The sequence below is a fragment of the Shewanella colwelliana ATCC 39565 genome (assembly GCF_000518705.1).
Lineage (GTDB): Bacteria > Pseudomonadota > Gammaproteobacteria > Enterobacterales > Shewanellaceae > Shewanella > Shewanella colwelliana.
On sequence record NZ_JAEC01000041.1, the window covers coordinates 1 to 25204 of the forward strand.

Consider the following 25204-nt stretch of genomic DNA (forward strand, 5'->3'; position numbering starts at 1 on the left):
TGGGGTATAGAAATACAGAGCGATTTAAGCGAGCAATACTGTTTCACTTTGGGAAGTTGGATATGGGGTTCCACCATTAACGACGAAGAGCCATAAATAAACAGTGCTTTAGGGTGAGGTTATCATGAGTCTAAAAAGCCCATTTCTAATCGATGTTCAAGAAACAATGCGCATGCGTGGTTACAGTATTAGAACAGAAAAAACTTATCTGTATTGGATCAAGGCATTCATTAACTTTCACCACAAGCGTCACCCCGAAACAATGGGAACGGAAGAAGTTACACAATTTTTAACCTTCCTTGCCAACCAACGAAATGTGGCAATCAACACTCAAAAAATTGCACTTAATGCATTGGCCTATTTGTACCAGAAGCATTTGCACCATGAGCTTGGGGATTTAGGTTTTTGCTATGCCACTAAACAGCGACATTTACCGACAGTGTTATCCCCATTGGAAATATCATCGATATTAAATCAACTCTATGGCCGCGACAGGCTAATCATTGAGCTGCTCTATGGTAGTGGACTGAGAGTTTCAGGATGTCTCCGGTTACGTGTCCAAGACATTGATATGGAGCGGGCTACACTGACCATTAGAGACGGAAAAGGGCGAAAAGATAGGCAAACCATCCTCAGCCATAAATGCGCCGAAAAGCTTACAGCATATATTGAGAAAGCTACTAAGATCCAACAGTATGACAACCAACGAGGGATAGGCCCTTCACTGCCAAATGCATTAGAACGTAAATACCCTAACGCTTTTAGGCAGCGCGGATGGATGTTTATTTTCCCTTCTAAAACGACCTGCATACACCCGTATACTGGAATAGTTTGCAGGCATCATCTGCATCAGAGTGTTATTCGTAAAGCGCTCGGGAATGCCGTGCGTAGTATTCAAATAAATAAACGCGTCACCTGCCACACGCTTAGGCATAGCTTTGCAACTCATCTACTACAAGCCGTTCGTGATATAAGAAGTGTTCAAGAGTTACTTGGCCACAATGACGTGAGTACAACACAAATCTATACACATGTACTTGGCCAACATTTCGCAGGGACAACGAGTCCGTTAGACACACTGTAAAGTCGTAGTACTCTAGAAACTCTGTAGCATTACTAAAATTTGGTCAACTTATAGTTTGTAGAGTTAATTCTCAGCTGCACCAATAACTCGCAATGGGGCAAAAGTACGTTAGCTTTTTACTCGCCCCTCACACCAAATGAAGCAAAATCGAAGAGAGTGAATAACCTAGTGTAGATGCAGCTGAGGGTATCGAAAACATGGCCGAAAATGTTCCCGACATTTTGCGGCATTCCCTACTTCCATGTAGGTCAGATGCCGCCGTGGAGCGTATAGGAATATATTCACAGCGAGCCAAAAGAATGCTTGCACATTCGTCGTTCCCTCACATCTGACCCATAGGGATATGGGAAATGTCAGTGCGATGTAGGGAACATCACTGACCCTGTGATCACGACATTGGTGCTTCCATGCACTGCACCCGCCGGACAGGCGTTCAGTAACAGCGAAGGTGTGACCTTCTAATCCCCACCTCAGTACCAATTCGGCTAGGCATACAGAAAATGCCCAGCCTTCATTGCAAGGCTATTTGTGCCCCCATGGCGTTGGCGGCAACGCCACTGGCTTAGTCAAATCAAACTCTACTTTAAAGTCACGATTTTCTCGGGTGAGTCGATACAGATAGCTGGTGTCAGAAATCCCCACATGCCACACATTGGTGACCGACTGGCTAAGGCCATTTTGGGTAAAGTTATCAATAGAAAATTGGTCAACCGGGAAGGATTGTAACTGCGCTGTGCCATTATCTATGGTGTCACCACCATACATAGTCACCTTGTCTTCAGTGCCATCTTGATGGCGATGATCATGCTTTAACCTAAGCCCTGAATCGGTTTTCGTGATCACCCAAGTACGCGAATGATCATCTCCCACATGAAATGGCACTTTTAACTCCTTGTCACTACACTCGCGCACATGCATGACTAACTTCTTGCCGCTAAACGCCGAATCTGCGCTATTACCAGCGGTCACAACCCCTTCAAAGGCCTTGCCGCAATGCGCTGCAATCTTGTCAAAAAATGCATTTTGCTCAGTGCTAGCCGCCATCACTGGCATCGCACACATGGTCGATAGGACAACCAACAGAGGTAACTGTTTTTTCATTTTATTTCTGCTCTCCATTAAGGTAATCAAAAACAGTACCACAAGCAGATAAATTAAAACTGAATAAAAAAAAGCCCCCGAAGCCGAAGCGACGAGGGAAAGTTTTACAGGATCACTATGTTAAAAAGATCATGGTTGAGAAAAATGAATCTGTCAGCCGTTAAGCCTTTTCTACCCTCACAGGTATGCCGTGGCGGCAATTTGCCCCTGTCCAATAGTCATTGAGCATACTCGCGGGTCCATGGCGAGTAGGGTCTGATGGGATCATCTGATTAATTGCGACGCCACCTGCGCGTTCAGACAAGGCCGGTAGCGTCTTGCCATTAATCAAGCGATCGTCGCCCCCAAAGCCCGCGGTATGACCAAAACCATGGGATACACATACCGCGCCTTTAGCCACCCCGGTATCGGTTTGTAGGGTACCGACGCATGGCTTGCCATTGGCCGTCACAATACGCACCGATGTGCCATCCACCAAGCCTTGCTCTTTCGCTGTATCGCTATGCATATAAACAAAGTTAGTGGGGCTGATTTCTGCTATTCGCTTGTAGGCAACCGCATAGTTAGAGCGCACCGTCGCCTTGTAACTAGAGAACAGTAGTGGGTACTCAGACTTAGGCCAATGGCTTTCCCAGGTGTCACCGTTCCAAAACTTATGCGCTTGCAGCGTTGGCGTACCGGGATAGTTTTCACCCGAATAGGCATGACGTAATTGCGCCACCTCTTGATGATAAAGCTGCAGACATTTAGGCTCGGCACCTTTAACAAATTCACCGTCGTAACGGGCATCATCAACATAATATCCCCCACGGGACAGCAAGGCCTCAACTTGGCTCGCTTCGGTTGCGGTTAAACGTGGTTGCAATGGTTTCATTGCATAATCGAGTCCCGCCCACAACCTATCTTCGTCGGTCACACTTGGTAGGTGCTCACACTGGGACGCCACATTGGCAAGGTATCTGGCATGCCAATCTTCGAAGGTGAGTAAATCCGCCTTATTTCCGTCGTGGCGACTCAATGCCCCTTTACCAAAACCCGGCAGGTTGAGTTGTAATGCCAAATCAATGAGCAGCTGCTCCATACAGATATGCAGCCCCGCTTCATTCTTTTCTGTTCTTGGCGTCACCAATGGCGACGCGGCAACCACCCCTTGTTTATGAGACCCCCACATACGGTCGGCGGCATACTCCTCTAGCATTGAACGGTCTGGGATCAGATAGTCGGCATATCGGTTTGTCTCATTCATGTGGCAATCAATCCCCACAATCAAAGGTAACCGCTTAGGATCGGCAATACTTGCCACCACCTCTTGGCTAATTGAGGCCGCACTATACAAAAAGTTGTTACGCCAGTTGAATAACACCTTGGCGCGATAAGGGTCGGCATTGGCATGGCTGGTCCACTGCTCTGCCGCATTCATGGCTGGAAGCAGTTCATGCCATGGCGTGCTCGCTGGATAGGGATTTTTACCTTGTTCCACTTTGCGGCGATACTCTGTCGAGGCTTCATAGGCCCCATCGCGACACGCGTTAACAATACCGTCTAACGACACACCGCCCTCAATATTGGCTAAGTCATAGATGCCCTCCATGCCGCCAATAGGACCATTGCCATAGATGGCACCGCCTTTGGCATCATGAGAACCAACCAGTGTATTGAGTACGGCCCAAATCCACCCCATTACAAAACCATCTGATGAGTTAGTACCACCATTACCCGCAACGCAAGCCTTACGGCCGTAATGGGCTAAGTCTTTAGCTACCTGACGCATATCCGCCACGCTAATACCACTTTGGCTAGCATAGCTTTCCATGCTGTTGCGCTGGGCTTCTGCTCGAAGTAGGTACAAAGAAGAGACTAACTTCACGCTCTTTCCATGGCGGTCACGCACTCGCTGGCTGACAAACAGCTCAGCTTTATCACCTGACTCAGCCGACATTAACGCTTTGCTGCCTGATTTAACAATAAGCGCTTCATCGCCTCCCAACGCAAAATCTTTAGCCTGAGCAAACTGTCGATAGCGAGGATGTTTCTCATCCATTATCACTAAGTGGCCAGCATTGGTGTAATTAAGCTCACCCGCCGCTTTGGCGGCCACGACACTTGGGTTTTCAAGGTGAGCGCGATTAAACCATTGCTCCTCGAGCATGGTGCGAATGACCCCAAACGAGAAAGCAGCATCTTGCCCAGGTTTTACCGCTAACCAAGTGGCATTGGTGTCTGCCGCCACCGTAGTTCGCAGCAGTGGATCAACACAGACATATTTAAATTTTCGCTCAACACGGCTGTCAGCTAATCCTCGGCCAACGCGGTTTAAACTCACGCCAGATGACCCAGGACTGGTACCCATGAACAGGCCGTATTCCACATTTTCCCAATCGACATCATTGAGCCACTCTTCAAACCCAGCAGCCATCCCCAAACTGTAGCCCGTGGCCTGAGCGGCACCACAATAAGCATGCTTGGTGCCAAGGTTAACTGTGCCCCACGCCTGCTGCATAAAGCGCGCATAGAAACTACCGCGTAGGGTATCTTCGGCGCAGAAGGTGGCAAACAATTGATTTGCCTTACTGCCAAACTCAGGATGGCCCGGTTTTACCAACTGATCTAACTGACGCAATGCTCGCAGCCCATCAACATGGCCTTCACCAAATAGGTCGCCACCGTTAATGATCTCTGCCAGTGCTTGCTCATAGCTAATGGTCACCCACTGCCCTTCGCCCCGTTTACCTGCGCGCTTGAGCACCTGTGTCACGCGGCGCTTATCATCGACAGAATCGACACAGCTAGCTCCTTTGGCACAGGTGGTAGCCCGGTTTTGCAAACCCGCCTCGCCAGCCAGTGCCATAAAGCTTTGTTTTACCCCCATGCTTAGAGGCAGGGGTGAGCCCGAATTGTTTTCGCAGTAGGGATTGCCACCAACTTTTAGTACCTTGTCGGTTTTTTCATCGATACGAGCGCGAAGGCCACAGATGTTATAGCAGCTAAAACAGCGTGAATAGGCGGTACGAATGCCAGGGGTTTTCTGCCACACCCCTTGTTCATCTAATCCCCCTTCCGTAGCAACAGGGTGACCAAAACGACTGACCCCCAAGTCAGGCTTTGCTTCATCTGCAGGCGAGCGGGTACATGCCGTCCCGGTCAATGTGGCCGCAGAGACGAGGCCGGCTTGGGTTAAAAATTTACGTCTGTCCATCATTAACTCCTAGCGCTGCCAATCAAGGTAATTGAGATTTAAAATGGCTTGGTCATCCACTGATGTGGGCAAACCTATGTAGAAAATGTTGGGTAAGGTTTCAGCATCAGCAAGCATGGCGTAGACCTTGTTGTCTCGGACTAACCGTGAAATCTCACTTTCAGGGTCGTTGAGATCACCAAAGGTACGCGCCTTACCAATACAGGTCTCGACACAGGCTGGCAGTAAACCTTGGGTCACACGATGAATACAGAAATTACATTTCTCTGGCGGGCTGTCTAAGGTTTCATCTTTTCGACGCGCACCGTACGGGCATGCATCAACACAAAGCTGGCAATGGATACACTCGTCATGGTCAATCACCACTATGCCATCTTCTTTTCGTTTATAGGTCGCCCCAACCGGACACACCTTAGTGCACACAGGGTTGTCGCAATGGTTGCATTGATTAGGCACAGATAAGGTGGCGATACCCAGTCCGCTGTCGACACTGGCTTGATTGACTCGTGTTCTGCATCTGCCGCTATCCGTTTGATTTTCAACAGAACAAGAGACGGTACAAGATAAGCACCCGGTACACCGCCTGACGTCAAACACCATGGCATATCGTTTTCCCAGTGTTTTCGCTTGCAACATACTAGTAGGCACTAATGAAAGTAACGCACCACCAGCAGCCATTTTTAATATTGATCGCCGATCCAACATAACTAAGCCCTTAACTATGTTTTCCTAAAACAGAAAACACGATATTGGAATTTTATTTTGTTATTTAAAATACACACCTAATTGTTTAACTTGCAATAGAGAATATATTTATAAATTTAAAACAATATTGAGATCACGAATAAATAAAAAAACAAATTTATATGAAATTATTTTTAAGCAAGTCATTTAGATATTTTTAATTAAAGTGCAATGTCTCATATTAAAAATAAAAAAATAATTATTGAAATAAAAAGCAAAAAGGAAGAATCGATAAAAACAAAAACTAAAACAAATAGTTACAACAAAAACAAGAAGGTGGCAGTACGCTTAACACCATCCTAAAACTAGTTATATCGTACCAGTTAGTCACAATTCAATATCATTTAAGTAAATATTAAGATCCGAATTTTGCAAAATGCGAATATTAAAACATGAGAGCTAAAGCATACTTTAAATAATAACCACATTAAAAATGTGACTTCTAACACTGAACATGTGTAGATATATGTAGATTATACGCTCTCAGAATATTTACGCAGTTCACAACCATGAATAAAATTGACCAACTTAATTACAATCAATTAAAAGTATTTATTGCCGTCTATGAACATGGGCAAAGCCACCAGGCTGCAAATGAACTGGGTATCACCCCTTCAGGGGTTAGTCGTACATTAAAGATATTAAGAGACATCTTTAAAGATTCACTTTTTATCCGTCGCTGCTCAGGGTTTGTCGCAACAGAAAAAACCCATCAGCTTATCCCGATGGCAAGAGCGCTTGTCGCGCATTATCAGCAACTAGAGATGCAGCATTCAGTCTTCACCCCCGCTGAATCGGGTGGCCAATATGTTATCCACGCCTACGATGAGTTTGTTTACGCCGTGCTTCAGGTCATTCGCAACGAGATCCTTGTCGAAGCCCCTAATATGAAATTTGACGTTAGGGTACTCACACATGATTGCGCCACCGATCTGGCCAATGGTGATGTGGACTTTGTGGTCGTTTACGAAGGGTTTAACGGCAAAAACCTAAATGCCGAAATGTTTTCAGCCACAGATAGCCTCTACATTCTCGCTCGTACTGGCCACCCGCTATTTCATCAAGAGTTAACATTGGCAAACTTAGCCAAGTACCAATGTTTAGAGCTGGACAATTATGATGATCTCAGCTGTCCACTACTGGTCAACCTTTGCCGAGAAGAGGGGCTGTGCATGGAGGTCGACGGCTATACCGACAGCGTTGCCAGTGCGATGCGCCTTCTACATGGTTCAGATGCCATTACCTTAGTCTGCAATGAGTTTACCCGCCAATTCGTCGACATGATGCCACAAGTTCAATGGGTAAAACTGCCCGATGCGCTCGCAGACCGCTGCCGTATCCGTCGGCGAGAAAATCGAGAAATAGGCAACTACTTACTCTATGGCAACGTCAATCAATCGGCGGCATTCAACTGGGTCAAATCAAAACTCATTTGCGGTTTAGAGCAAGCTTGGCGCAGCGCTGCTGAGCGCTGACAAAAGATTTGGCGATGAGATTTAGCGGTTACCAGAGGCACCCTTGCATACCCCTTTAGTCACCGAATCTCATCGCCTTTTTAAGATCGAAAAACGATAAAAAAATCGGTATGTAACGAGTCTTAGACTCACACATTTGAGCAATGTCTGTAAAAAAGCGTGTAACAGCGCATCAAGATGGGGAACACTTATGAAAATGAACAGACGCACCTTCTTGCAAGGTGTCGGAGCCAGCTCCGTCGTCGGCTCGCTGTCAGGTTTAATGCCTGGCATCGCCTCTGCTGACGAACGAGGTGGCGCGCCCGACAAATTGTTGAAACGCCAAGGAGAGATAAAGTACCACACCTGCCAACGTAACTGCGCTGACCGCTGTCTGCTCAAGTTCACCGTGCAAAATGGCCGTATGACCTATGTCGAGGGTGCTTCAGAGATGAAGAAGATGGGCACCTCTCCTTGCGTCAAAGGCCACGCCTATGTGCAATATACTTACGCGGCTGACCGTATTCTCCACCCTATGGAGCGCGCAGGTAAAAAAGGCGAAGGCAAATGGCGCCGTATCTCTTGGGATGAAGCGTATGCCAAGATTGCGAGCCGATTACAACAGATCATCAAAGACCACGGTGCCGATTCAATTCTGCCTTATAGCTACTCTGGCCATGAAGGGGTTATCGGTAAATACGGCGGACCAAGCCGTTTCTTTAATGCCGTAGGTGCACGTAAACTTGACCGAAAAGTATGTGTGTTCGCCGCCTATGAGGGGCTGAAGTCGGTCACGGGTACTTACCAAGGACCCGATCCCTACGACAACATTTACACTAACTGCTACATCTCTTGGGGGCAAAATGAAACCGCTACCAACGTGCATGGCATTAAGTTCATTAACCAAGCGCGCGACAAAGGTGCCAAACTGTTAGTGGTTAACCCCATTCGCACACCTATCGCTTCGCAAGCGGACATCTGGCTGCAGCCTCGACCCAGTACAGATACCCATTTGGCCTCGGGCATCATGAAGTATCTGATTGAGCACGACTTAGCCGATCTCAATTTCATCAAGGCGAACACTTTAGGCTATCAGCAACTGCTGACACGCCTCAATGAGATGAGCTATGAAGAGATTGAACGCGTCACAGGTGTGCCAACAGTTAAGATGTTTGAGTTTGCCAAAGCCTATGGCGAGTCAGAGCTTTCAGTATTGCGCTTAGGTTACGGTATGCAACGTAACTACAATGGCGCACGTATGTCACGGGCCATCGCCATGATGCACGCTGTTGCTGGCCAATATGGAAAAATTGGTAATGGCTTTATTTACGACAACACCCAAGCCGATGACAGCTTAAATTACAGTAAAGGTCGTGCCGACCATATTCACCCTAACCCAGATACTGTGGGTCATGTGAACATGACCGAAATTGCTAAAGCGCTCGATCCTGAAAACCCAGTAGCCTACGGCAAGCCGATCAAACCGATTAAAGCCGTGATTAACTACAATGGTAACTTTGTCTCGGTTGCTCCCGACTCAAACGCCTGCCGCCGTGGCGCGATGCGTGATGATCTGTTCTTAGTCGTCCATGACTTCTTAATGACAGATACCGCTGAATTGGCCGACATTATCGTGCCTTCGACGACTCAGTTTGAGTTCCCTGACATGGGTACCGACTACAACTGCTACCACATGCAAACCTCTGAAAAAGTTATTGATCCCTTAGGTGAATCTAAAGATAACTGGATCTTCTTTAAAGAGTTAGGTGCCCATATGGGCCTCGACCGATTCCCTGAGATGCGCGTCGATTACGAGCAGATCCTACGTGACTTCCTTGACACCGAAGAGCCTGCATTTAGACAAAACAACATCACTTACGAGCAGATCATTCGCGATAAATTTGTCACCGTATATGACCAACGCCCCTATTTTGGCGACGGCAAATATAAGACCGATAGCGGCAAGATTGAGTTCTACTCAGAGATGATGAAAGAGGCGGGCTTCCACCCGGTTATCGATTTCGGTCTCCCTGAAGATGAGATGATCCCAGCGGAAAAAGCACTGCCTTTCCGTTTATTGTCACCTGCCATTCCGCAACGTGCCAATAGCTCTTTCTATAACGTTAAATATATCCGTAATTTCCCAGCTTACTTCGCCAAGATTAACAGCGAAGATGCTGCGGAGTTAGGGATTAAGAATAACGATAGAGTTAGGCTTAATAACCAACGAGGCGAAGCTTTCTTTATTGCCCAGGTTTCGACTCAAGTGGTACGTGGCACAGTCATGGCCCCTAAAAATAACTGGCGCCGCATGGACCCACAAGGTAAAGCGAGTTGTACCAATAACCTGACCACCGACACCTTGACCGATATGGGCGGCTGCTCTGCATACCACTCTACTCGTGTCGCCATCGCCAAAGCCTAAGGAGTAACTGATGTCATTAAATAAGAAAGTGGGCTTTGTGTTCAGACAAGAGAACTGTGTCGGCTGTGGTGCGTGTACTGTCGCCTGCCAGATCCATAATGAATTGCCCGAAAACCACCGTTTTCGCAAAGTTGACCGCTATGAAGTTAAGCGCGATGACGGCGCTATCGACGTGTGGCTGTCTCATGCGTGCATGCACTGTGAAAACCCTGCTTGCCTAATGGTTTGCCCTGCAAAAGCCTATCATGTTCGTGATGACGGCATTGTGGTACTGGACCGTGAAAAGTGCACCGGATGCGGCCTTTGTGCCAGTGCCTGTCCCTATGCTGCCGTCAGTATTCGTGAAGACGATGGCAAAGCCGACAAGTGCAACATGTGTGTCGAGCTGCTCGATCGCGGTATGAAACCAGCGTGTGTTAGTGGCTGCCCTGTGGAGTGTCTTGATGTGGGCGACCTGCAAGAGGTGCTTAAACGTCCATCGGCCAGCAAAGAGGGCATTGGGTATGGCGACTGCATCACCAAGCCTAACTTAGTGATCATTAAGGAACGCGCATAATGACAACCCAATATGGCCCTACGGCAACGGCTTATCATGCCTTTAAATCAATGATGTTTGCCCCTTCTGATCTCAACGCTCTGGCAGGGTTAATTGCCTATCTGCAGCAAGCGCGGCCAGAAAGCCCATTACTGAGTGAGGCGATGAAGTTTAGCAGTGACTCATCGGAATTAGAGTTCGACTTTAACCGCATGTGTATCGGGCCATATAAGTTACTAGTCGCCCCTTACGAGTCAGTGTATCTCAGTGGTAATCATCAAATTTTTACCGAAGAGACGGTAAAGGTTGCACAGTTTTACCAGCAAATTGGTCTCATTATAGATGACAGTTTTAATGAGCCTGCCGATTTCATTGGTAATGAACTTGAATTCCTTTACTGCCTACACGCCATGGCGTCAGAGCAACATGCACTCGATAAACATGAGTATGTGGCTGCCCTGCACGAGCTTGCCAATGAGTTTCTTGAGATGCACCTAGGTCGTTGGATAACCCCATTTTGCGAGGGAATTATCCAACATGCCACTCAAGCATTCTGGCGCGAGTTCGCCAAAGAGTTACTGCACTTTATCAATGAACAACATCAAACCGTTAAGCATTAACGGGTATACCGATGAGTCGTCTAACCATGGTGTCATTGTCAACCGTGGTTAGACCCCATACGCGGCCACTATGTGTCGCAAGGAGTTATTAATGAGTAAAGCAATAAGATGGTTCAGCCTTATTGTACTCAGCCTATTTGCATCCAGTTATGCATTGGCTGACGAGGTCGCTACGCTGCAGCCGCAGCAGTGGCAAACAATTGAAGAACATGCGATTGCCGGTGACATTCCTGAGATCCGTGGCATGCCAACACAACCCGAACTGCTGATGCCCGCATCAGTCCCTGAGCAGGCCGATGAGTCAATTCTGGCTTATTTGGGCGCCACCGATAGCATCGCGTTTTTACTCTTTGCGAGCCTATTTGGTGTGACTATTGTCTTCATCGCTTTTGTGATGATTAACGGCGTGTCAAAGCTGGATAATGGGTTTTCAGGCAAGTTAATTAAACGTTGGTCAGGCTTAAGTGTCAGTGTGCACTGGCTAGGAGCCATCCCCTGCATTTTGCTTATGTTAACCGGTTTGGTCTTAGGCGGCGGTCGTCTCTACTTTGAGCCAGGTATGAACGCAGGCGCTTGGTCGGCCTTGGCGGGATTATCGAGTGGCTTGCATGAGCTTATGGCGTGGCCATTTATCCTAGGTTATCTGCTGATGATCATTATGTGGGCACCTAAGCAGTTCCCAGCAAGCTATGATCTTAAATGGTTTGCAGTCTTGGGTGGTTATATCAACATGGGCAAAAAACAGCACCCTGATGCAGGCTTTGCCAATGCGGGCGAAAAGCTGTGGTTCTGGGTGTTTGCCATATTTGGCGGTGTAATGGTTATCTCAGGGCTAACCATGATGTTCCCCGCTACATTTGAGGTCACTAAAAATACCGCCAACTTGATGCTGCTATTGCACATAGGCTCAACCATCATCATCAGTGCATTCTCTGTGGTACATATCTTTATGGCGACAGTGATGTCAGAGGGCGGCATGTCTAACATGACCTCTGGCTATTGCGATGAAAACTGGGCCAAACAACATCATAACCTTTGGTTTAACGACCTGAAAAAAGCAGGAAAAGTGTAAAACCAAACCTAGGCTGAGTGCGCTGGCGCTCAGCCTCTTCATCTTAAATTACGCGTATGTGAAAGCCATTTGCCGACTCTTTTAAATAGAGCTTGGGGGCTATTGGCATGCCAAAATCGTAAAAGTAAGGTCTACACCAATGAAAACACGTCATATTTCACGTAAAACTGCCTTGATTATTGCCATGGGATTATGCGCCTCACAGGCCTATGCGGCCGAGGCCGATGCGTTGTCAACACAAGTGGAAGCGCTCAATCAACGCATTGCACAATTAGAGCAAAACACGGCACCGTCACAGTTTAAAAACAGCCAAGTCAGCCTATACGGCTCAATTCGCCCAGCCTTAAGCTACCTTGATGAAGGTGATGAACAAACCTGGGACGTTAGGGATGCACTGTCTCGTATCGGCATTAAAGCCAGCACAGAATTTGCCGATGGCTGGCAGGCCATTGCGCAAGGTGAATGGAGTGTCGATATTGCCAATTCAGGTAACTTTGGCAAAGCCCGTCAAGCTTATGCAGCGATTGCTTCACCTTATGGCCAAGTCGGTATAGGTAAACAGCGGCCAGCACAATACACCTTAGTGGCCGAGTACGTGGATATCTTTAACCACGGCAATAGCCCATATGCCTATGATCACGAAAGCCCATTTTTTGTCGATAACTTTGTCACCTACCAATTGGTCAGCAATGGCTTAACCTTTATGGCAGGTGCGCAAGTTGATGGTAACAAAGGCGACAGTAATGCCGATATGATTAACCTAGGTTTGGGCTACGACACCGGCGCCCTGCATTTAGGTTTAGGCTATGTCACCCAAGATACCCTAATTGATGGCAACGTCGGTGGCGATAACCAAACATTGGGCGGTGTAGCGGCCTACACCTTTAGCAACGGCCTCTATGTCGCTGTTAGCTACCAAGACAAGCAATATAACTTCGACCAATCACTCACCAATGCCGACCGCAGTGGCAGTACCTTAGATACGGCTTTGGCCTATCCACTCAACGATGAGTACAAAATCAAACTAGGGTATTTTCAGTTTAAAGACGGCATCAAAGGTAATGACTCTGCAGACTACGATGGCTTTAACACCACTCTAGAGTGGAATCCGCTCAGCAATGTGCGTGTGCACCTTGAGTATCTAGATAAAAGCTTGGAGAACGGCAACGATGACCAAGCGGTAACTATCGGCTTTAGATATGACTTCAACCTGACTTGGCAAGGCTAATTTAGCCCCAAATCGCTAAGCCCTTCCAAAGAGGCTGCATCCCAGCCTCTTGATTTCACACCACGTTGTGGAGAGTTCAAATTGATAGGATTTAGAAAATCGCTCATCGCGTCGATGGTGACTTTGGTCACCCTCTGTTTGCTGGTTTCCAACTGGTTGTCTTATATGGAGATAAAGCAAAACACCATTGACAGCACCAACGAGAAGCTCACCGGTGTGGTGAAATATGAGTCCAGTAATATTGAAAACTGGTTTAAAGAGAAAGCCGATGCCATCGACGCTCTGGCTTTGCACTATCAAGCAGGCACGTATCGGGACAATTATGTCAATGCGGCCAGAATGGCTACCGACGTAGGCGGTGTCGCTCGCATCTACTTTGGCTTTGATGACGGCAGTGCCTACTCAACGGAGACCAATGCCAAGTGGATAAATGGCAAAGCAATACCTGAAAAATACGACCCACGCGTTCGCCCATGGTATCGACAAGGTAAATCTTCTCACAACCTTGATATTACCGACATCTATGTCGATGATGGCACTGGGCACGATGTTATCTCCATCTTAAAGAACCTCGGCAATGGCGTTGTGCTTGGCGATATTGAACTCACCTACCTGAGTGAAACGGTCAAAGCCGTTGACTACCCTGGCGCCGTCACATTAATCACAGACCAAACAGGTAAAGTGCTGGCATCAGAATCAAGTAAGCTAGTGACTGGCACACGATTTTCTGACTTTGGCTTGGCACAAGTAGAACAAAAACTATTGTCCAATGATGAGGTGATGCAGGAATACACCATAGATGGCCAAGATAAATTAGCCTTTTCTAAAGCGATTAATCTCGTCAACGGCAAAAAATGGTATCTGTTTGTTGGGCTCGACAAATCGGTGGCCTATGCCGCTGTGGACAAAGCACTTTATGGTGCTCTATTCTCATCGGGAATAATGCTCGCCTTAGCGATTGCTACCTTGCTCGGCGTGCTTTTTATCCTCTACCGACCGATTCTGTCACTAAAACAGATGGTGAGTGAACTGTCACACGGCAATGGTGATCTCACTCGACGCTTAGAGATTAAAACGGATGATGATTTAGGCCAGATCTCTAAGGGGATTAATCTCTTTATTGAGCAGCTGCAACGTATGATGCTAGAAGTGTTGCAATCATCCACTCATATCGCCAATAGTGTTGGGCGTCTTAAAGCTGAAACCGACGCTAACAATGCAATACTGACAGCCCACGCCACCGAAACCGAGCAGATTGTTGCCGCCATTGAAGAGATGAGTGCGACGGCAAACGATGTTGCGCGCAACGGTGCAGAAACCGCCTCGTTCACTCAAATCACCAAGCAGCAAACATTAGCGTCAAAATCGGTTGTGGCCGACGCCACAGATACCGTTGCCAAATTGGTGAGAGAAGTGGAAAACACCTCTGCCAGCATTGCGCAAATAGATAGAGACACGGTCAATATTACTCAAGTGCTAAAAGTCATTGGCGAGATAGCCGATCAAACTAACCTATTGGCACTCAATGCCGCCATCGAGGCTGCCCGAGCAGGTGAACAAGGTCGTGGCTTTGCCGTGGTGGCCGACGAGGTAAGAGCATTAGCGGCACGCACCCAATCCAGTACCGCTGAAATCGAGGTGACGCTCAATACACTCACAGAAACCTCAAAAACCGCCATCTCGTCGATGGATATGACTAAAAACACCTGCCTTAAAACTGCCGACACCACCAAAAAAGTGGCGAGCGATCTTGATACCATTGGCGGCTCTGTCGATCATATTAATGATCTCAATGCGCAGATAGCCACCGCTGCAGAGGAGCAAAGCTCGGTATCCAATGAGATCACTCGCAATATGTCTGCCATATGTGAGATGGCTAATGAGCTATCGGTCAACGGTGAGAGTACCGCTAATGAAACATTAAATTTGGCAGCAGCCAACCAGCAACTTACGCTTATCGTTAATCAGTTTAAATTAACCTAAGCACTGAATAGCCGTAAGATAATTGCAGCGACCTCAGAAAACAGTGTGCACTAAATGACAATTAATCGCATATAATCTGGCTACCTAAAGCCATTATGATCACCAACTGCGTCTATTATGAGTAAATATACTGCACCGACATTTTCTCTTTCGCTGCTGCATCCCAAGTATTGGGGAGTGCTGCTGCTCGTCGGCACGAGCTACCTTTGCAGCCTCCTGCCCTACGTTGTCCAAATTCGGATGGGCAAAATGCTTGGGCGTCTTGCGATTGGTTTTATGAAAGGCCGTCGCAAGACCATTGAACGTAACTTAGCGCTATGTTTTCCACAGATGGCTGCTGATGAGCGTGAACGCTTGGTAAAAGAGAATATTGATAACACCGGCTTAGCACTATTTGAAACGGGCATGGCGTGGTTTTGGTCTGATGCTAGGGTTGCAAAACATGTCACCATTAAAGGGACAGAGCACATCGATAAGCTGGCTGCCGAGGGACGCGGTGTCTTGTTAGTCGCGGTGCATTCACTCAACCTTGAGTTAGGTGGCCGCGCCTTTGGCTTACATATCCCTGGCATGGGTGTTTACCGCCCTAACAACAACCCCTGTTTTGACTACTTTCAATATCAGGGCCGATCTCGTGGTGGGCATACCTTAATCGATAGAAAAAATATCAAATTCATGCTGGAATCATTAAATAATGGCGAGCGTCTCTGGTATGCACCGGACCATGATTATGGCCGCAGGCGTTCGGCCTTTGCGCCATTGTTTGCGGTTGATAATGCCTGCACAACCACAGGTACTAGCATTCTGGTCGATGGCTCAGACTGTGCGATTGTGCCGCTCGTGATGGTGCGTAATAACGACAAAGGAGATTACACGCTCACCATAAAAGCGCCGCTTATAGACAAGTTTCCCAAGCAGGATCCCGAGGCTGGTGCTCGGTTTATCAACAAAATTGTAGAAACCTCTATCATGGAAGCTCCAGGGCAATATATGTGGCTGCATCGCCGCTTTAAAAATCGCCCTGACGGTGAAGCGTCACTATATTAAGCACCGCAGAATTAATCAAACCAAGCCGCAGTCTTTTCTGCGGCTTGGTTTTTGACATTGTCATCCACATAGACGCTTACCATAGCTAACGCAGCCGCCAGCGCACCCAAATCATCGAGCCAACCAGTGGCGTCAAATAGGGGATCGCATCGATTGGTGCATTAAAGCAATGGTTTCATTTTTGTCTGTTGAGCAAACGCCAATTTAAGCCGCTCGACAAACCGTCTTAACACCAGTGGTAACTGCTTCTGATAAGAATGCAACGCATAAACAGCCCTCATCTCCCCTTCAATCTCAGGCAAAACTCTCTGCAACACCCCGCTATCTAATTCATCTTTGATAAAGATTGAGGGCATTAAGCCGATTCCGACTCCAGATTTCACACTATTGATTGCACTGATTGAGGTGTTCACGCGTAAGATTTTGTCACTATCAAATATCAGGCTATCGCCCAATCCTGCCGTTAGCACAGCCCTGTGCTGCCAAGGCAAAATAACTAAGTGGTGTTCAGCAAGTGTCAGTGATGAGACAGGTTTCGCTCTGGCAAGGTAACGCGGGGCTGCCACCAAAATACTGTCCAATTTCCCTATGGCAATAGCATTGTAATTACTATCTTTTTGCGGCCCAACTGACACGGCGATATCCAACTTATGCGCTAAAAGATCCAGCCGTTCATCGGTAAACACCAGCTCAGGGGTGAGGTTTGGATATTCATAGCACAACTCCGCGACCAAAGGTGTCACGATATTACGCTCAAAAGCATGAGGTGCAGTTATGGATACCCTTCCATGAGGTGCCTGTTCAAGTGATTTAAGCTCATCTAAGGTTACTGACAACAAGTCCACCAGCTGTTCACTACGTTTGGCCAGCTTTTGTCCGGCGAGTGTTAAATTCAATTGCCGAGTACTGCGGTTGAGTAGGCGAACACCAAGATCAGACTCTAACTGGCTAATATATTGGCTCACAGCTGACTTTGTATGCCCTAAGGCTTCGGCTGCGGCGGTAAACGACCCCTTATTGATCACTTCATCGAAGACTAACATTTGGTAACTCAGCCTTCTTTGTTCATTTTTAATGAACATATGGTTCACCATCTGGCTAATTATTAACTAATAAAAACACAATAGACTGCTCGTCATAGGAAAACAAATGAATTAATCAGGAGAAATATGATGAGTCAGTCAATACGTCAATCAGTGATGCAGGCAAGCCGTGAATGGATTGCAAATTTTAACCAGGGGAATGTTCAAGCCTGTATCGACCGTTATCAACAAGGGGCGACAATGCAAGTCTCGCCATTTGGGCGTTTCAACGGTATCAGCGCAATCGGTGCATTTTGGAGCGAGTTTGCTAAAAGCGGTCCCGCGCAACTGGTTTACCGTAATGTCGAGATTAAAGTGCTCAATGACAAACAAGCCATCTTATCTGCTAACTGGTCAATGAATATCGCCAGTGGCTTTATCAGTAAAGAGCTGTGGACACTCAATGATGATGGACATTGGTATTTAGAAGAGGATGACTTTAGCGTACTAAACCAACTCACTGCGCCACTTGAACAGTGTAAACGCACAGCGTTAGTATTGGTCGATCTGCAAAATGACTACTTCAAAGGTGGAAAATTCCCCTTGGAGCATACCGAGATCGCGGCTCGGCATGCCAAAACGCTATTGACCCATTTTAGAGCGCAAGCATTACCGGTGATCCATATTCAGCATATCTTTGAAGATAATGAGTCTGCTTTTTTTCGCGCTAATACCGTAGGGGTGGAGATAGAGGCAAGTGTAAGCCCCTTAGCTAATGAGCCTGTTATCGTAAAGCATCAAGTAGATAGTTTTATCGATACCGCTTTAGAGCAGACATTGGTAGAGCTAGGCATAGAACGCTTGGTGATCGTTGGCGCTATGGCCCAGGCTTGTGTGCAAACCATTGCACGCAGCGCTGTTAATAAGGGCTATCGCTGCGAAGTCATTAGTGATGCCATTGCCGCACCCGCTTTAAGTTACCATAACCATGACTTCAGCGGTGAACAACTGGTTGCAGCCAACCTGTTATCACTCTCATTTGGTGGCGCAACAGCAACAACCTCTGCTCAGTGGCTTATGGAGAATCAGTAGCCTCTCGCGGCAGCATACATTAAGCGACTGAACAACAGTTAATCAAACCAAGCCGCAGTCTTTTCTGCGGCTTGGTTTTTGACATTGTCATCCACATAGACGCTTACCATAGCTAACGCAGCCGCCAGCGCACCCAAATCATCGGTAAAACCAACAAAAGGCGTCAGGTCTGGAATCGCATCGATTGGTGCAATAAAGTAAGCCAAAGCGCCAAATATCACGGTTTTCGCCCACTTTGGGGTATCGGGTCGTTGCGCTGCGTAATATAAACATAAAGCGTTATCTATCACCTCACGCCCTGCTTGCTTAGCAAACTGTTTTACCTTATTCCAAAAGCTTTCATCACTGTAGGCATCCGCGCCATTTCCACCCGTTAGATCACTCATAAGCACTCCTAAAAAATAGGGGAATATCACTGATATTCCCCTATTTTGATTCATTTGACTAGCTTATGCTGATCACTGTTTTCGCTAGCGTTGATGTTTAGGCGTGGTGCCCCAGGCATTTTTCACAGGGCGTTTACCGCCCTTGCCTGCTGGCCCCGGCTTACCCCCACCTTGCTTATTGGTTGAGGCTTTGCCCGCTGATTTTGGCTTATCAGAAGATGAAGTTTTACCCTTTCTGTCATCAAATTGATTAGCCGAAAAACGGGTCACCGCCTTTTTACCGGCAGGCGTTTTACCCTTTGCGCCTTTGGCTAATAAACCTTGACGCTCTTGACGTGTTTCAGCCGGAACCAAACAATTTAAACCACCACCAATTAAGTGTTCTTTGCCCATCTTAACCAAGGCTTCACGTATGATTGGCCAGCCCGCTGGATCATGATAGCGCAGCAAGGCTTTGTGCAGCTTACGCTGACGCCCGCCTTTGGGCACATCCACCGTTTCACTGGTGTGCTTGACATTTTTAAGTGAATTAAGCTCAGTGTGATAAATGGTCGTGGCGTTAGCCATTGGTGATGGATAGAAGTTTTGCACCTGATCGAGTTTAAACTTCTCACCTTTAAGCCACAGCGCCAAGTTCACCATATCTTCATCTGTGGTGCCCGGATGCGCCGAGATAAAGTAGGGGATAAGGTACTGTTTTTTACCCGCTTCGGCAGAATACTTATCAAACAGCTCTTTAAATTTGTCGTAGGTGCCCATGCCCGGCTTCATCATCTTGTTGAGCGGCCCCTCTTCGGTGTGCTCTGGGGCAATTTTTAAATAGCCCCCTACATGATGACTCGCCAACTCTTTCACATAACGTGGATCTTCGGTGGCCAAGTCGTAACGCACACCCGAAGCAATCAGTACCTTTTTGATGCCCGGCACATCGCGCGCGGCGCGGTACAGATCGATCGTCGCCTGATGATCAGTATCGAGATGACCACAGATAGCGGGGAAGACACAGGAGAGTCTGCGGCAGGTTTTCTCGGCTTTTTCGCTCTTACAGCCTAAGCGATACATGTTTGCCGTGGGTCCACCAAGATCAGAAATAACCCCTGTAAAACCGGGGACCTTGTCTTGAATGTCTTTGATCTCTTTAATAATAGAGTCTTGCGAACGGCTCTGAATAATGCGCCCTTCATGCTCGGTTATCGAGCAGAACGAGCAGCCACCGAAACAGCCTCGCATAATATTAATCGAGGTCTTAATCATGTCATAGGCAGGGATTTTGTCATTGCCATACACAGGATGCGGCACACGCTTATAGGCTAAGTCGAACACCCCATCCATCTCATCGGTGTTCAGCGGCCAAGCAGGTGGATTAACCCATATTGCGCGCTCGGCATGGGGTTGAAACAACGCACGCGCACAGCCAGGGTTTTGCTCTTGGTGCAATATCCGTGATGCGTGGGCATATAGATACTTATCTTCGGCCACTTTTTCATAGCTAGGTAACAACACATAAGTATTTTCCCACGGCTTAGGACGCGGCGGCTGCACCGTAATTGGCTTAGGCGCTTCGTTGTCGAACACCTTAACATCGCTCGGGCCTGAGAGATTTTGACAACCCACATCGTCGGCACCATAAGGATTAGGGATAGGGTCAATTTTATGCAGCTGATCTAGCTTGCGCGAATCCATGCCTTTCCATTCAGGTAATGGTTCCTTGCGGATAACCGTGGTACCACGCACATTATGGATCTCACTGATTGGCTCACCCGACGCAATACGGTGTGACAGCTCCACCAGCGGACGCTCGGCGTTGCCATAGACTAAGATATCGGCCTTGGCGTCAAGAATAACTGAGCGGCGCACTTTATCAGACCAATAATCATAGTGGGCAATACGGCGTAAACTCGCCTCAATACCACCAATAACCACAGGTACCTGCTTAAAGGCTTCTTTACAGCGCTGGGTATACACAGTTACCGCACGATCGGGACGCTTACCACCGATATTACCCGCAGTATAGGCATCATCATGGCGCAAACGACGCTCAGCCGTGTAACGGTTGATCATCGAATCCATGTTGCCAGCGGTAACACCAAAATAGAGGTTTGGCTTGCCTAACTTCATGAAATCGTTTTTGCTCGACCAATCAGGCTGGGAGATGATCCCCACGCGAAACCCTTGGGCTTCAAGCATGCGACCAATCACCGCCATACCAAAACTTGGATGATCCACATAGGCATCGCCTGTGACGATAATAATGTCACAACTGTCCCAGCCCAATTTATCCATCTCTTTTCGAGACATAGGTAAAAATGGCGCTGGTTTTTCAGTGCGATTTAAATATTTGGGATGCGTAAATAACGTGGATTCAACCTGCATGAATATGACTGCCTAACTTCCAAACCAATGTAAATACTATGGCAGATTATAGTCTGCCAAGTAACGGTCGCTGTTATCGACTCAGACATTCACACGTCCAAGTACAGCAACAAAAAGGACGCGGAGTATAACAGTGAAACGCCATTGTAGGCGAACAAAAAAGCAGCAAAACCAGAGAAAATCTAGCTCACGGCAAAATAAACAACATTAACCACAGACAGCGTAAGGATAACCAACCAAGTGGTTAATACCCCCCAGAAACGGCCAAAATGATAACCACCTTTTCCTTGGGTTAACCCCACAGCATGTAACACACGAGCAATAAGCCAGACGATACCAATAATGTGAATATAGAGCGCAGGCAAACCATTCAGCTCTGCCACCAGCAATAATCCCATGGCTATTGGTGCATTCTCTAATAGATTGCCATGCACCCTATCGGCAAGTCGAAGCGGCTCATTACCCGCTACACCTATACCTATACTGAATTTTCGGCGTAATTTTATCACTCTCAGCGTCAGATAAACCGCCATGATTGCGGTTATTGCTATATATAAACCCGATACACTCGCTGACATTCCATTTCCTTATCCATTAAAAGCACACCATACTCTATGCCTTAGTTAAAATTTTTCCAAGCCATTAACCTTTTTGGTACAAGATAGGTTACTATGCGCTCGTTTGGATTCACCTACTTATATCACCATCACGGACTGTAAAATTGGATAACGCTGAGTTCATTGAAAAACGCCGTTTTATCATCAAATTAGGTAAAGCCTTACACAAGTTTGGTACTCCAGCATATCGTCTGGAGGCTCACCTACAAACAATCTCTAATCTGTTAGGGATTGAGGGCTACTTCCTGATTTCGCCCACGGCAATGACCTTTGTTTTACAGCATGACACCGACCAAGAATATAACCATGTTGCGAGGGTAAAACCGGGCGAGCTTGATCTCGGTTCACTGGCCCGTACTGATGAATTAGTCGAAGAGCTTGTATCTGGCAAACGGTCCTTAGCAGAAGCCTTAGATAGGCTAGAAGAGATTGCCAATAAACCAAACCCTTACGGCCCGCTGCTAACCTTACTGGCTTTTGGTAGCTCAGCTGGGGCATTTGCCATGTTAATGGGCACCAGTTGGAACGATGTGTTTTGGTCGGCCATGCTTGGGTTCATGGTATATGGCTTGGTTTATCGCGCCGAACGCTCAAAGCGTATGGCTGAAACATTAGAGCCCCTGGCCGCCATCCTCTGTGCAATAATTACATGTGCAATTTCCCACTTTGATCCTTACATTAATATCCCTGTGGTGATCCTCTCTGGCATTATTATCTTTGTGCCGGGTTTGGCACTGACCCTGGGGTTAGCGGAGCTGGCGGCAAGGGATCTTATTTCTGGTACCGCTCGGATAATGGACGCCTCCATGCTGCTGTTCAAGCTCTATTTTGGGGCAATATTTGGCATGGTGATAGGGAATGCACTGTTCGGTGAAGCGATCAATTTTGAGCCAGCCCCACTACCTCGCTGGGCAATTTAGTCTGCGGTACCGATATTATCCATGGCGCTGGTGATTATCTTTAAGGCACGGCTAAAAGACTCTCCATGGGGAGTGTTAGCCGGTATCGTCGCCTTCTTTTCGGCGATGCTTGCAGGTATCTATCTTGGCGATTCTATCGGGATATTTTTTGGGGCGTTAGCCGTTGGGATCTACTCGAACCTTTATGCTCGCTGGATGAAAGCGCCCGCCTCGATAGCGCTCTTGCAAGGGATCGTTATCTTAGTCCCTGGGAGCAAAACTTACATCGGGTTGAACACCCTGATTTTGGGTGAAACCATGCTTAATCAGTCCCACATTGGTACACAGATTTTTCTGATATTTATGTCGCTCATTGCCGGCTTAATTTTCGCCAACGTCGCCGTCCCGCCACGTAGAACACTATAATTATTGGCGCTATGCCGAGGCACAGTCCATTGCTGCCTCGGTATTTTGGCAATTAAAACCATCATTTAAAACTGCTTTATACCTTGACTAATTCACGTCACAGGTGTGTTATTAGAATGTGCTGCAAATGTAAAAATCGGCACATTCCAATAAAAAAAGTGATTATGATGGGTTGCCTATGCGAAAGATTTCCCGCTCTGCCATTGCTGTATCTTCTCTACTCATTTGCCAGCCAGCGCTAGCGGAAACCTTGCAACCTACAGAAATCGCCACCAGCAATACGGACAACAAGCACACCCAAAAAACTAAAATCAATAAAATCGTCGTAGTGAGCAACGCCATTTTTGATGAGTCCGATCCCGATGCCTTTTTTATCCACCGCTGGGCCAACTACTTACACATTAACACTCGTGAATCAGCGATTCTTAATAAGCTCAGCTTTAACGATAATGACCAAGTGTCACAGAAAGACTTAGATGAGGCGCAACGAATTTTGCGCTATGAACCCTATATTCGCGATGCCAAAATAAACTTTGCCACTAAAGACCCTGCTGCGGATATTGATGAAGAGGGTGAAACGGTTTTAGTGGAAACCTGGGATAATTGGTCACTGCTGCCGACTTTTAGCGCCGGCCGAAGCGGTGGTGAAAGCAAGTTTTCATTCGGCATAAAAGAGGACAATCTACTCGGTTACGGCATTCGAACCCGACTCAAATATAAGTCCAGCGCCGATAGAACAGGGTACCAATTGGCGTTTCAAGCCCCCATGGACAATTGGGTCAAGCACTCAACTCTGTCGGCAAACTTTTATGACAATAGTGATGGCCAAGCGACCCAGTTAGACTTTACTAAACCTTTTTATACCTTAGACAGTGTCGACATGTACTCCGGCCGCTATGTTGATGACTTACGTGTCGACACACTGCGCCAGAACGGCAATGACATTAATGAATTTCAGCACCAAATTAACTACGCCAACGCACAATATGGCTGGCGCTTAAACCGCGAAGGTGACTGGCGATCGCGCATCATTGTGGGAGTCACTCAAGATGAGCACACCTTTGACAACATTGAGCTCTATCCAGACAGTGTACTGCCACAAGACAGAGACTACCTCTATCCATGGGCTGCCTATCAATATATTCAAGATGATTTTAAGGTGCTCAATAATGTGCACTTAATCAACTATAACGAAGACTTCAACCTAGGTTGGCAGCACTACGTTAAGTTAGGTATTGAAACCCAAGACCTTAGCGACAGCGCCCCCGTAGGCTACCACATTGACTGGCGCAGTTCCCGGGGTTATCAAGATGAGCAGCAGTTGATCTTACTGGCCATGAATGGCGAAGGCGTTTTTGCCACCAGCCAACCAGACTATTTCAAGGTCAATGCTATCGCCGAATACTTTTATCAAATCACTCCTAAGTGGACCGCCTATTCAAAAGTTAGCTTAAGTACATCGCAAAATAACTATTTAGATAAAACCTTTGCCCTTGGCGACAACACTGGCGTTCGCGGCTATCCCAACGATTATCAACACGGCGACAACCAATGGTTAGTAACCGCTGAAATACGTAACTACCCCAACATCAACCTTTATCAATTAGCCGAACTGGGCTGGGCAGTATTTACCGATTATGGTCAAGCTAGCGGTGGGCCAGACACAAACAATGAGGAGTCCGCCCCCATTGGTAGTGTCGGTATCGGCGCAAGGATCTACTCCTCTCGCTCAAGTTATGGCAATGTGGCACATATCGATTTCTCGGTGCCTTTTACCACAGGCGAAGAGGTCAACAGTTGGGAGTGGCGTTTCCAAGTTAAACGCCATTTCTAACCCTCCACCAGCCAAACTAATCATCTCGGTCTACACTAATAAATAGACCTTTTCCCTGCGGTAGCA

18 protein-coding genes and 1 pseudogene are annotated in these 25204 nt (G+C 47.2%); 12 read left to right on the top strand and 7 right to left on the bottom strand.

Translation table 11 applies throughout. From position 1 onward, the window contains the following. Positions 1–124: 124 nt before the first annotated feature. On the top strand, positions 125–1084 hold the full coding sequence (locus tag L876_RS0115275) for an integron integrase (RefSeq protein ID WP_028764596.1): 960 nt from the start codon (positions 125–127) through the stop codon (positions 1082–1084). A 522-nt stretch (positions 1085–1606) separates the two neighbouring features. Here the strand turns inward: L876_RS0115275 and L876_RS0115280 are convergent. The 3 genes from L876_RS0115280 to L876_RS0115290 all read right to left on the bottom strand — a co-directional run bounded on the left by L876_RS0115280 (position 1607) and on the right by L876_RS0115290 (position 6086). Beyond that, positions 1607–2185 carry a hypothetical protein gene (locus L876_RS0115280; protein ID WP_028764597.1) on the bottom strand — a complete coding sequence of 193 codons (579 nt, stop codon included), beginning with the start codon at positions 2183–2185 and terminating at the stop codon, positions 1607–1609. A gap of 160 nt (positions 2186–2345) precedes the next feature. After that, positions 2346–5381 (bottom strand): molybdopterin dinucleotide binding domain-containing protein, encoded by a 3036-nt coding sequence (locus L876_RS0115285; RefSeq protein ID WP_028764598.1) that lies wholly within the window; start codon positions 5379–5381, stop codon positions 2346–2348. A gap of 9 nt (positions 5382–5390) precedes the next feature. Continuing rightward, positions 5391–6086 carry a 4Fe-4S dicluster domain-containing protein gene (locus L876_RS0115290; RefSeq protein WP_028764599.1) on the bottom strand — a complete coding sequence of 232 codons (696 nt, stop codon included), beginning with the start codon at positions 6084–6086 and terminating at the stop codon, positions 5391–5393. A 548-nt stretch (positions 6087–6634) separates the two neighbouring features. On the opposite strand from L876_RS0115290, the gene L876_RS0115295 reads away from it, so the two are divergent. The 8 genes from L876_RS0115295 to L876_RS0115330 all read left to right on the top strand — a co-directional run bounded on the left by L876_RS0115295 (position 6635) and on the right by L876_RS0115330 (position 16489). Next, on the top strand, positions 6635–7600 hold the full coding sequence (locus L876_RS0115295; RefSeq protein ID WP_028764600.1) for a LysR family transcriptional regulator: 966 nt from the start codon (positions 6635–6637) through the stop codon (positions 7598–7600). 190 nt (positions 7601–7790) lie between these two features. Further along, positions 7791–10004 (top strand): molybdopterin-dependent oxidoreductase, encoded by a 2214-nt coding sequence (locus L876_RS0115300; RefSeq protein ID WP_028764601.1) that lies wholly within the window; start codon positions 7791–7793, stop codon positions 10002–10004. A 10-nt stretch (positions 10005–10014) separates the two neighbouring features. After that, a complete protein-coding gene (locus L876_RS0115305; protein ID WP_028764602.1) occupies positions 10015–10560 on the top strand; it encodes a 4Fe-4S dicluster domain-containing protein in 546 nt (181 codons plus the stop codon). Continuing rightward, positions 10560–11159: a TorD/DmsD family molecular chaperone gene (locus L876_RS0115310; protein WP_051413156.1), complete on the top strand. Its 600-nt coding sequence runs from the start codon at positions 10560–10562 to the stop codon at positions 11157–11159. The genes L876_RS0115305 and L876_RS0115310 overlap by 1 nt, the downstream gene beginning before the upstream one ends. A 91-nt stretch (positions 11160–11250) precedes the next feature. Further along, positions 11251–12231: a formate dehydrogenase subunit gamma gene (locus L876_RS0115315; RefSeq protein ID WP_028764604.1), complete on the top strand. Its 981-nt coding sequence runs from the start codon at positions 11251–11253 to the stop codon at positions 12229–12231. Between the two features lie 139 nt (positions 12232–12370). Continuing rightward, on the top strand, positions 12371–13459 hold the full coding sequence (locus L876_RS0115320; protein WP_028764605.1) for a porin: 1089 nt from the start codon (positions 12371–12373) through the stop codon (positions 13457–13459). A gap of 114 nt (positions 13460–13573) precedes the next feature. Beyond that, entirely contained in the window at positions 13574–15442 is a 1869-nt protein-coding gene (locus L876_RS0115325) for a methyl-accepting chemotaxis protein (RefSeq protein ID WP_051413157.1), read from the top strand. Between the two features lie 117 nt (positions 15443–15559). Continuing rightward, entirely contained in the window at positions 15560–16489 is a 930-nt protein-coding gene (locus L876_RS0115330) for an LpxL/LpxP family Kdo(2)-lipid IV(A) lauroyl/palmitoleoyl acyltransferase (RefSeq protein WP_028764607.1), read from the top strand. Between the two features lie 161 nt (positions 16490–16650). Here L876_RS0115330 and L876_RS0115340 read toward each other — a convergent pair whose 3' ends face one another. After that, positions 16651–17571: a LysR family transcriptional regulator gene (locus L876_RS0115340; protein ID WP_248674636.1), complete on the bottom strand. Its 921-nt coding sequence runs from the start codon at positions 17569–17571 to the stop codon at positions 16651–16653. Positions 17572–17661: 90 nt separating this feature from the next. Here L876_RS0115340 and L876_RS22325 point away from each other — a divergent pair, with 90 nt between their 5' ends. Continuing rightward, positions 17662–18603: a cysteine hydrolase family protein gene (locus L876_RS22325; protein WP_028764609.1), complete on the top strand. Its 942-nt coding sequence runs from the start codon at positions 17662–17664 to the stop codon at positions 18601–18603. A 38-nt stretch (positions 18604–18641) separates the two neighbouring features. Here the strand turns inward: L876_RS22325 and L876_RS0115350 are convergent, their stop codons facing one another. The 3 genes from L876_RS0115350 to L876_RS0115360 all read right to left on the bottom strand — a co-directional run bounded on the left by L876_RS0115350 (position 18642) and on the right by L876_RS0115360 (position 21940). Continuing rightward, on the bottom strand, positions 18642–18989 hold the full coding sequence (locus tag L876_RS0115350; RefSeq protein WP_028764610.1) for a YkvA family protein: 348 nt from the start codon (positions 18987–18989) through the stop codon (positions 18642–18644). Between the two features lie 84 nt (positions 18990–19073). Then, positions 19074–21362 (bottom strand): YgiQ family radical SAM protein, encoded by a 2289-nt coding sequence (locus L876_RS0115355; RefSeq protein WP_028764611.1) that lies wholly within the window; start codon positions 21360–21362, stop codon positions 19074–19076. A 182-nt stretch (positions 21363–21544) separates the two neighbouring features. Then, positions 21545–21940 (bottom strand): MAPEG family protein, encoded by a 396-nt coding sequence (locus L876_RS0115360; protein ID WP_028764612.1) that lies wholly within the window; start codon positions 21938–21940, stop codon positions 21545–21547. A gap of 143 nt (positions 21941–22083) precedes the next feature. Here L876_RS0115360 and L876_RS21900 point away from each other — a divergent pair. Then, positions 22084–23304: pseudogene (locus L876_RS21900) on the top strand (threonine/serine exporter family protein). A 178-nt stretch (positions 23305–23482) separates the two neighbouring features. Next, the gene (locus L876_RS0115370) at positions 23483–25138 is read left to right on the top strand and encodes a BamA/TamA family outer membrane protein (RefSeq protein ID WP_028764613.1); all 1656 of its coding nucleotides are present in this window, start codon (positions 23483–23485) and stop codon (positions 25136–25138) included. The last annotated feature ends 66 nt before the right edge of the window (positions 25139–25204 follow it).

What these genes read in the sequence shown, in the direction of transcription:
- L876_RS0115275 (WP_028764596.1), top strand. Translation starts at nt 125, where the DNA reads ATGAGTCTAAAAAGCCCATTTCTAATCGATGTTCAAGAAACAATGCGC.
- L876_RS0115280 (WP_028764597.1), bottom strand. Translation starts at nt 2,185, where the DNA reads ATGAAAAAACAGTTACCTCTGTTGGTTGTCCTATCGACCATGTGTGCG.
- L876_RS0115285 (WP_028764598.1), bottom strand. Translation starts at nt 5,381, where the DNA reads ATGGACAGACGTAAATTTTTAACCCAAGCCGGCCTCGTCTCTGCGGCC.
- L876_RS0115290 (WP_028764599.1), bottom strand. Translation starts at nt 6,086, where the DNA reads ATGTTGGATCGGCGATCAATATTAAAAATGGCTGCTGGTGGTGCGTTA.
- L876_RS0115295 (WP_028764600.1), top strand. Translation starts at nt 6,635, where the DNA reads ATGAATAAAATTGACCAACTTAATTACAATCAATTAAAAGTATTTATT.
- L876_RS0115300 (WP_028764601.1), top strand. Translation starts at nt 7,791, where the DNA reads ATGAAAATGAACAGACGCACCTTCTTGCAAGGTGTCGGAGCCAGCTCC.
- L876_RS0115305 (WP_028764602.1), top strand. Translation starts at nt 10,015, where the DNA reads ATGTCATTAAATAAGAAAGTGGGCTTTGTGTTCAGACAAGAGAACTGT.
- L876_RS0115310 (WP_051413156.1), top strand. Translation starts at nt 10,560, where the DNA reads ATGACAACCCAATATGGCCCTACGGCAACGGCTTATCATGCCTTTAAA.
- L876_RS0115315 (WP_028764604.1), top strand. Translation starts at nt 11,251, where the DNA reads ATGAGTAAAGCAATAAGATGGTTCAGCCTTATTGTACTCAGCCTATTT.
- L876_RS0115320 (WP_028764605.1), top strand. Translation starts at nt 12,371, where the DNA reads ATGAAAACACGTCATATTTCACGTAAAACTGCCTTGATTATTGCCATG.
- L876_RS0115325 (WP_051413157.1), top strand. Translation starts at nt 13,574, where the DNA reads ATGGTGACTTTGGTCACCCTCTGTTTGCTGGTTTCCAACTGGTTGTCT.
- L876_RS0115330 (WP_028764607.1), top strand. Translation starts at nt 15,560, where the DNA reads ATGAGTAAATATACTGCACCGACATTTTCTCTTTCGCTGCTGCATCCC.
- L876_RS0115340 (WP_248674636.1), bottom strand. Translation starts at nt 17,571, where the DNA reads ATGTTCATTAAAAATGAACAAAGAAGGCTGAGTTACCAAATGTTAGTC.
- L876_RS22325 (WP_028764609.1), top strand. Translation starts at nt 17,662, where the DNA reads ATGAGTCAGTCAATACGTCAATCAGTGATGCAGGCAAGCCGTGAATGG.
- L876_RS0115350 (WP_028764610.1), bottom strand. Translation starts at nt 18,989, where the DNA reads ATGAGTGATCTAACGGGTGGAAATGGCGCGGATGCCTACAGTGATGAA.
- L876_RS0115355 (WP_028764611.1), bottom strand. Translation starts at nt 21,362, where the DNA reads ATGCAGGTTGAATCCACGTTATTTACGCATCCCAAATATTTAAATCGC.
- L876_RS0115360 (WP_028764612.1), bottom strand. Translation starts at nt 21,940, where the DNA reads ATGTCAGCGAGTGTATCGGGTTTATATATAGCAATAACCGCAATCATG.
- L876_RS0115370 (WP_028764613.1), top strand. Translation starts at nt 23,483, where the DNA reads ATGCGAAAGATTTCCCGCTCTGCCATTGCTGTATCTTCTCTACTCATT.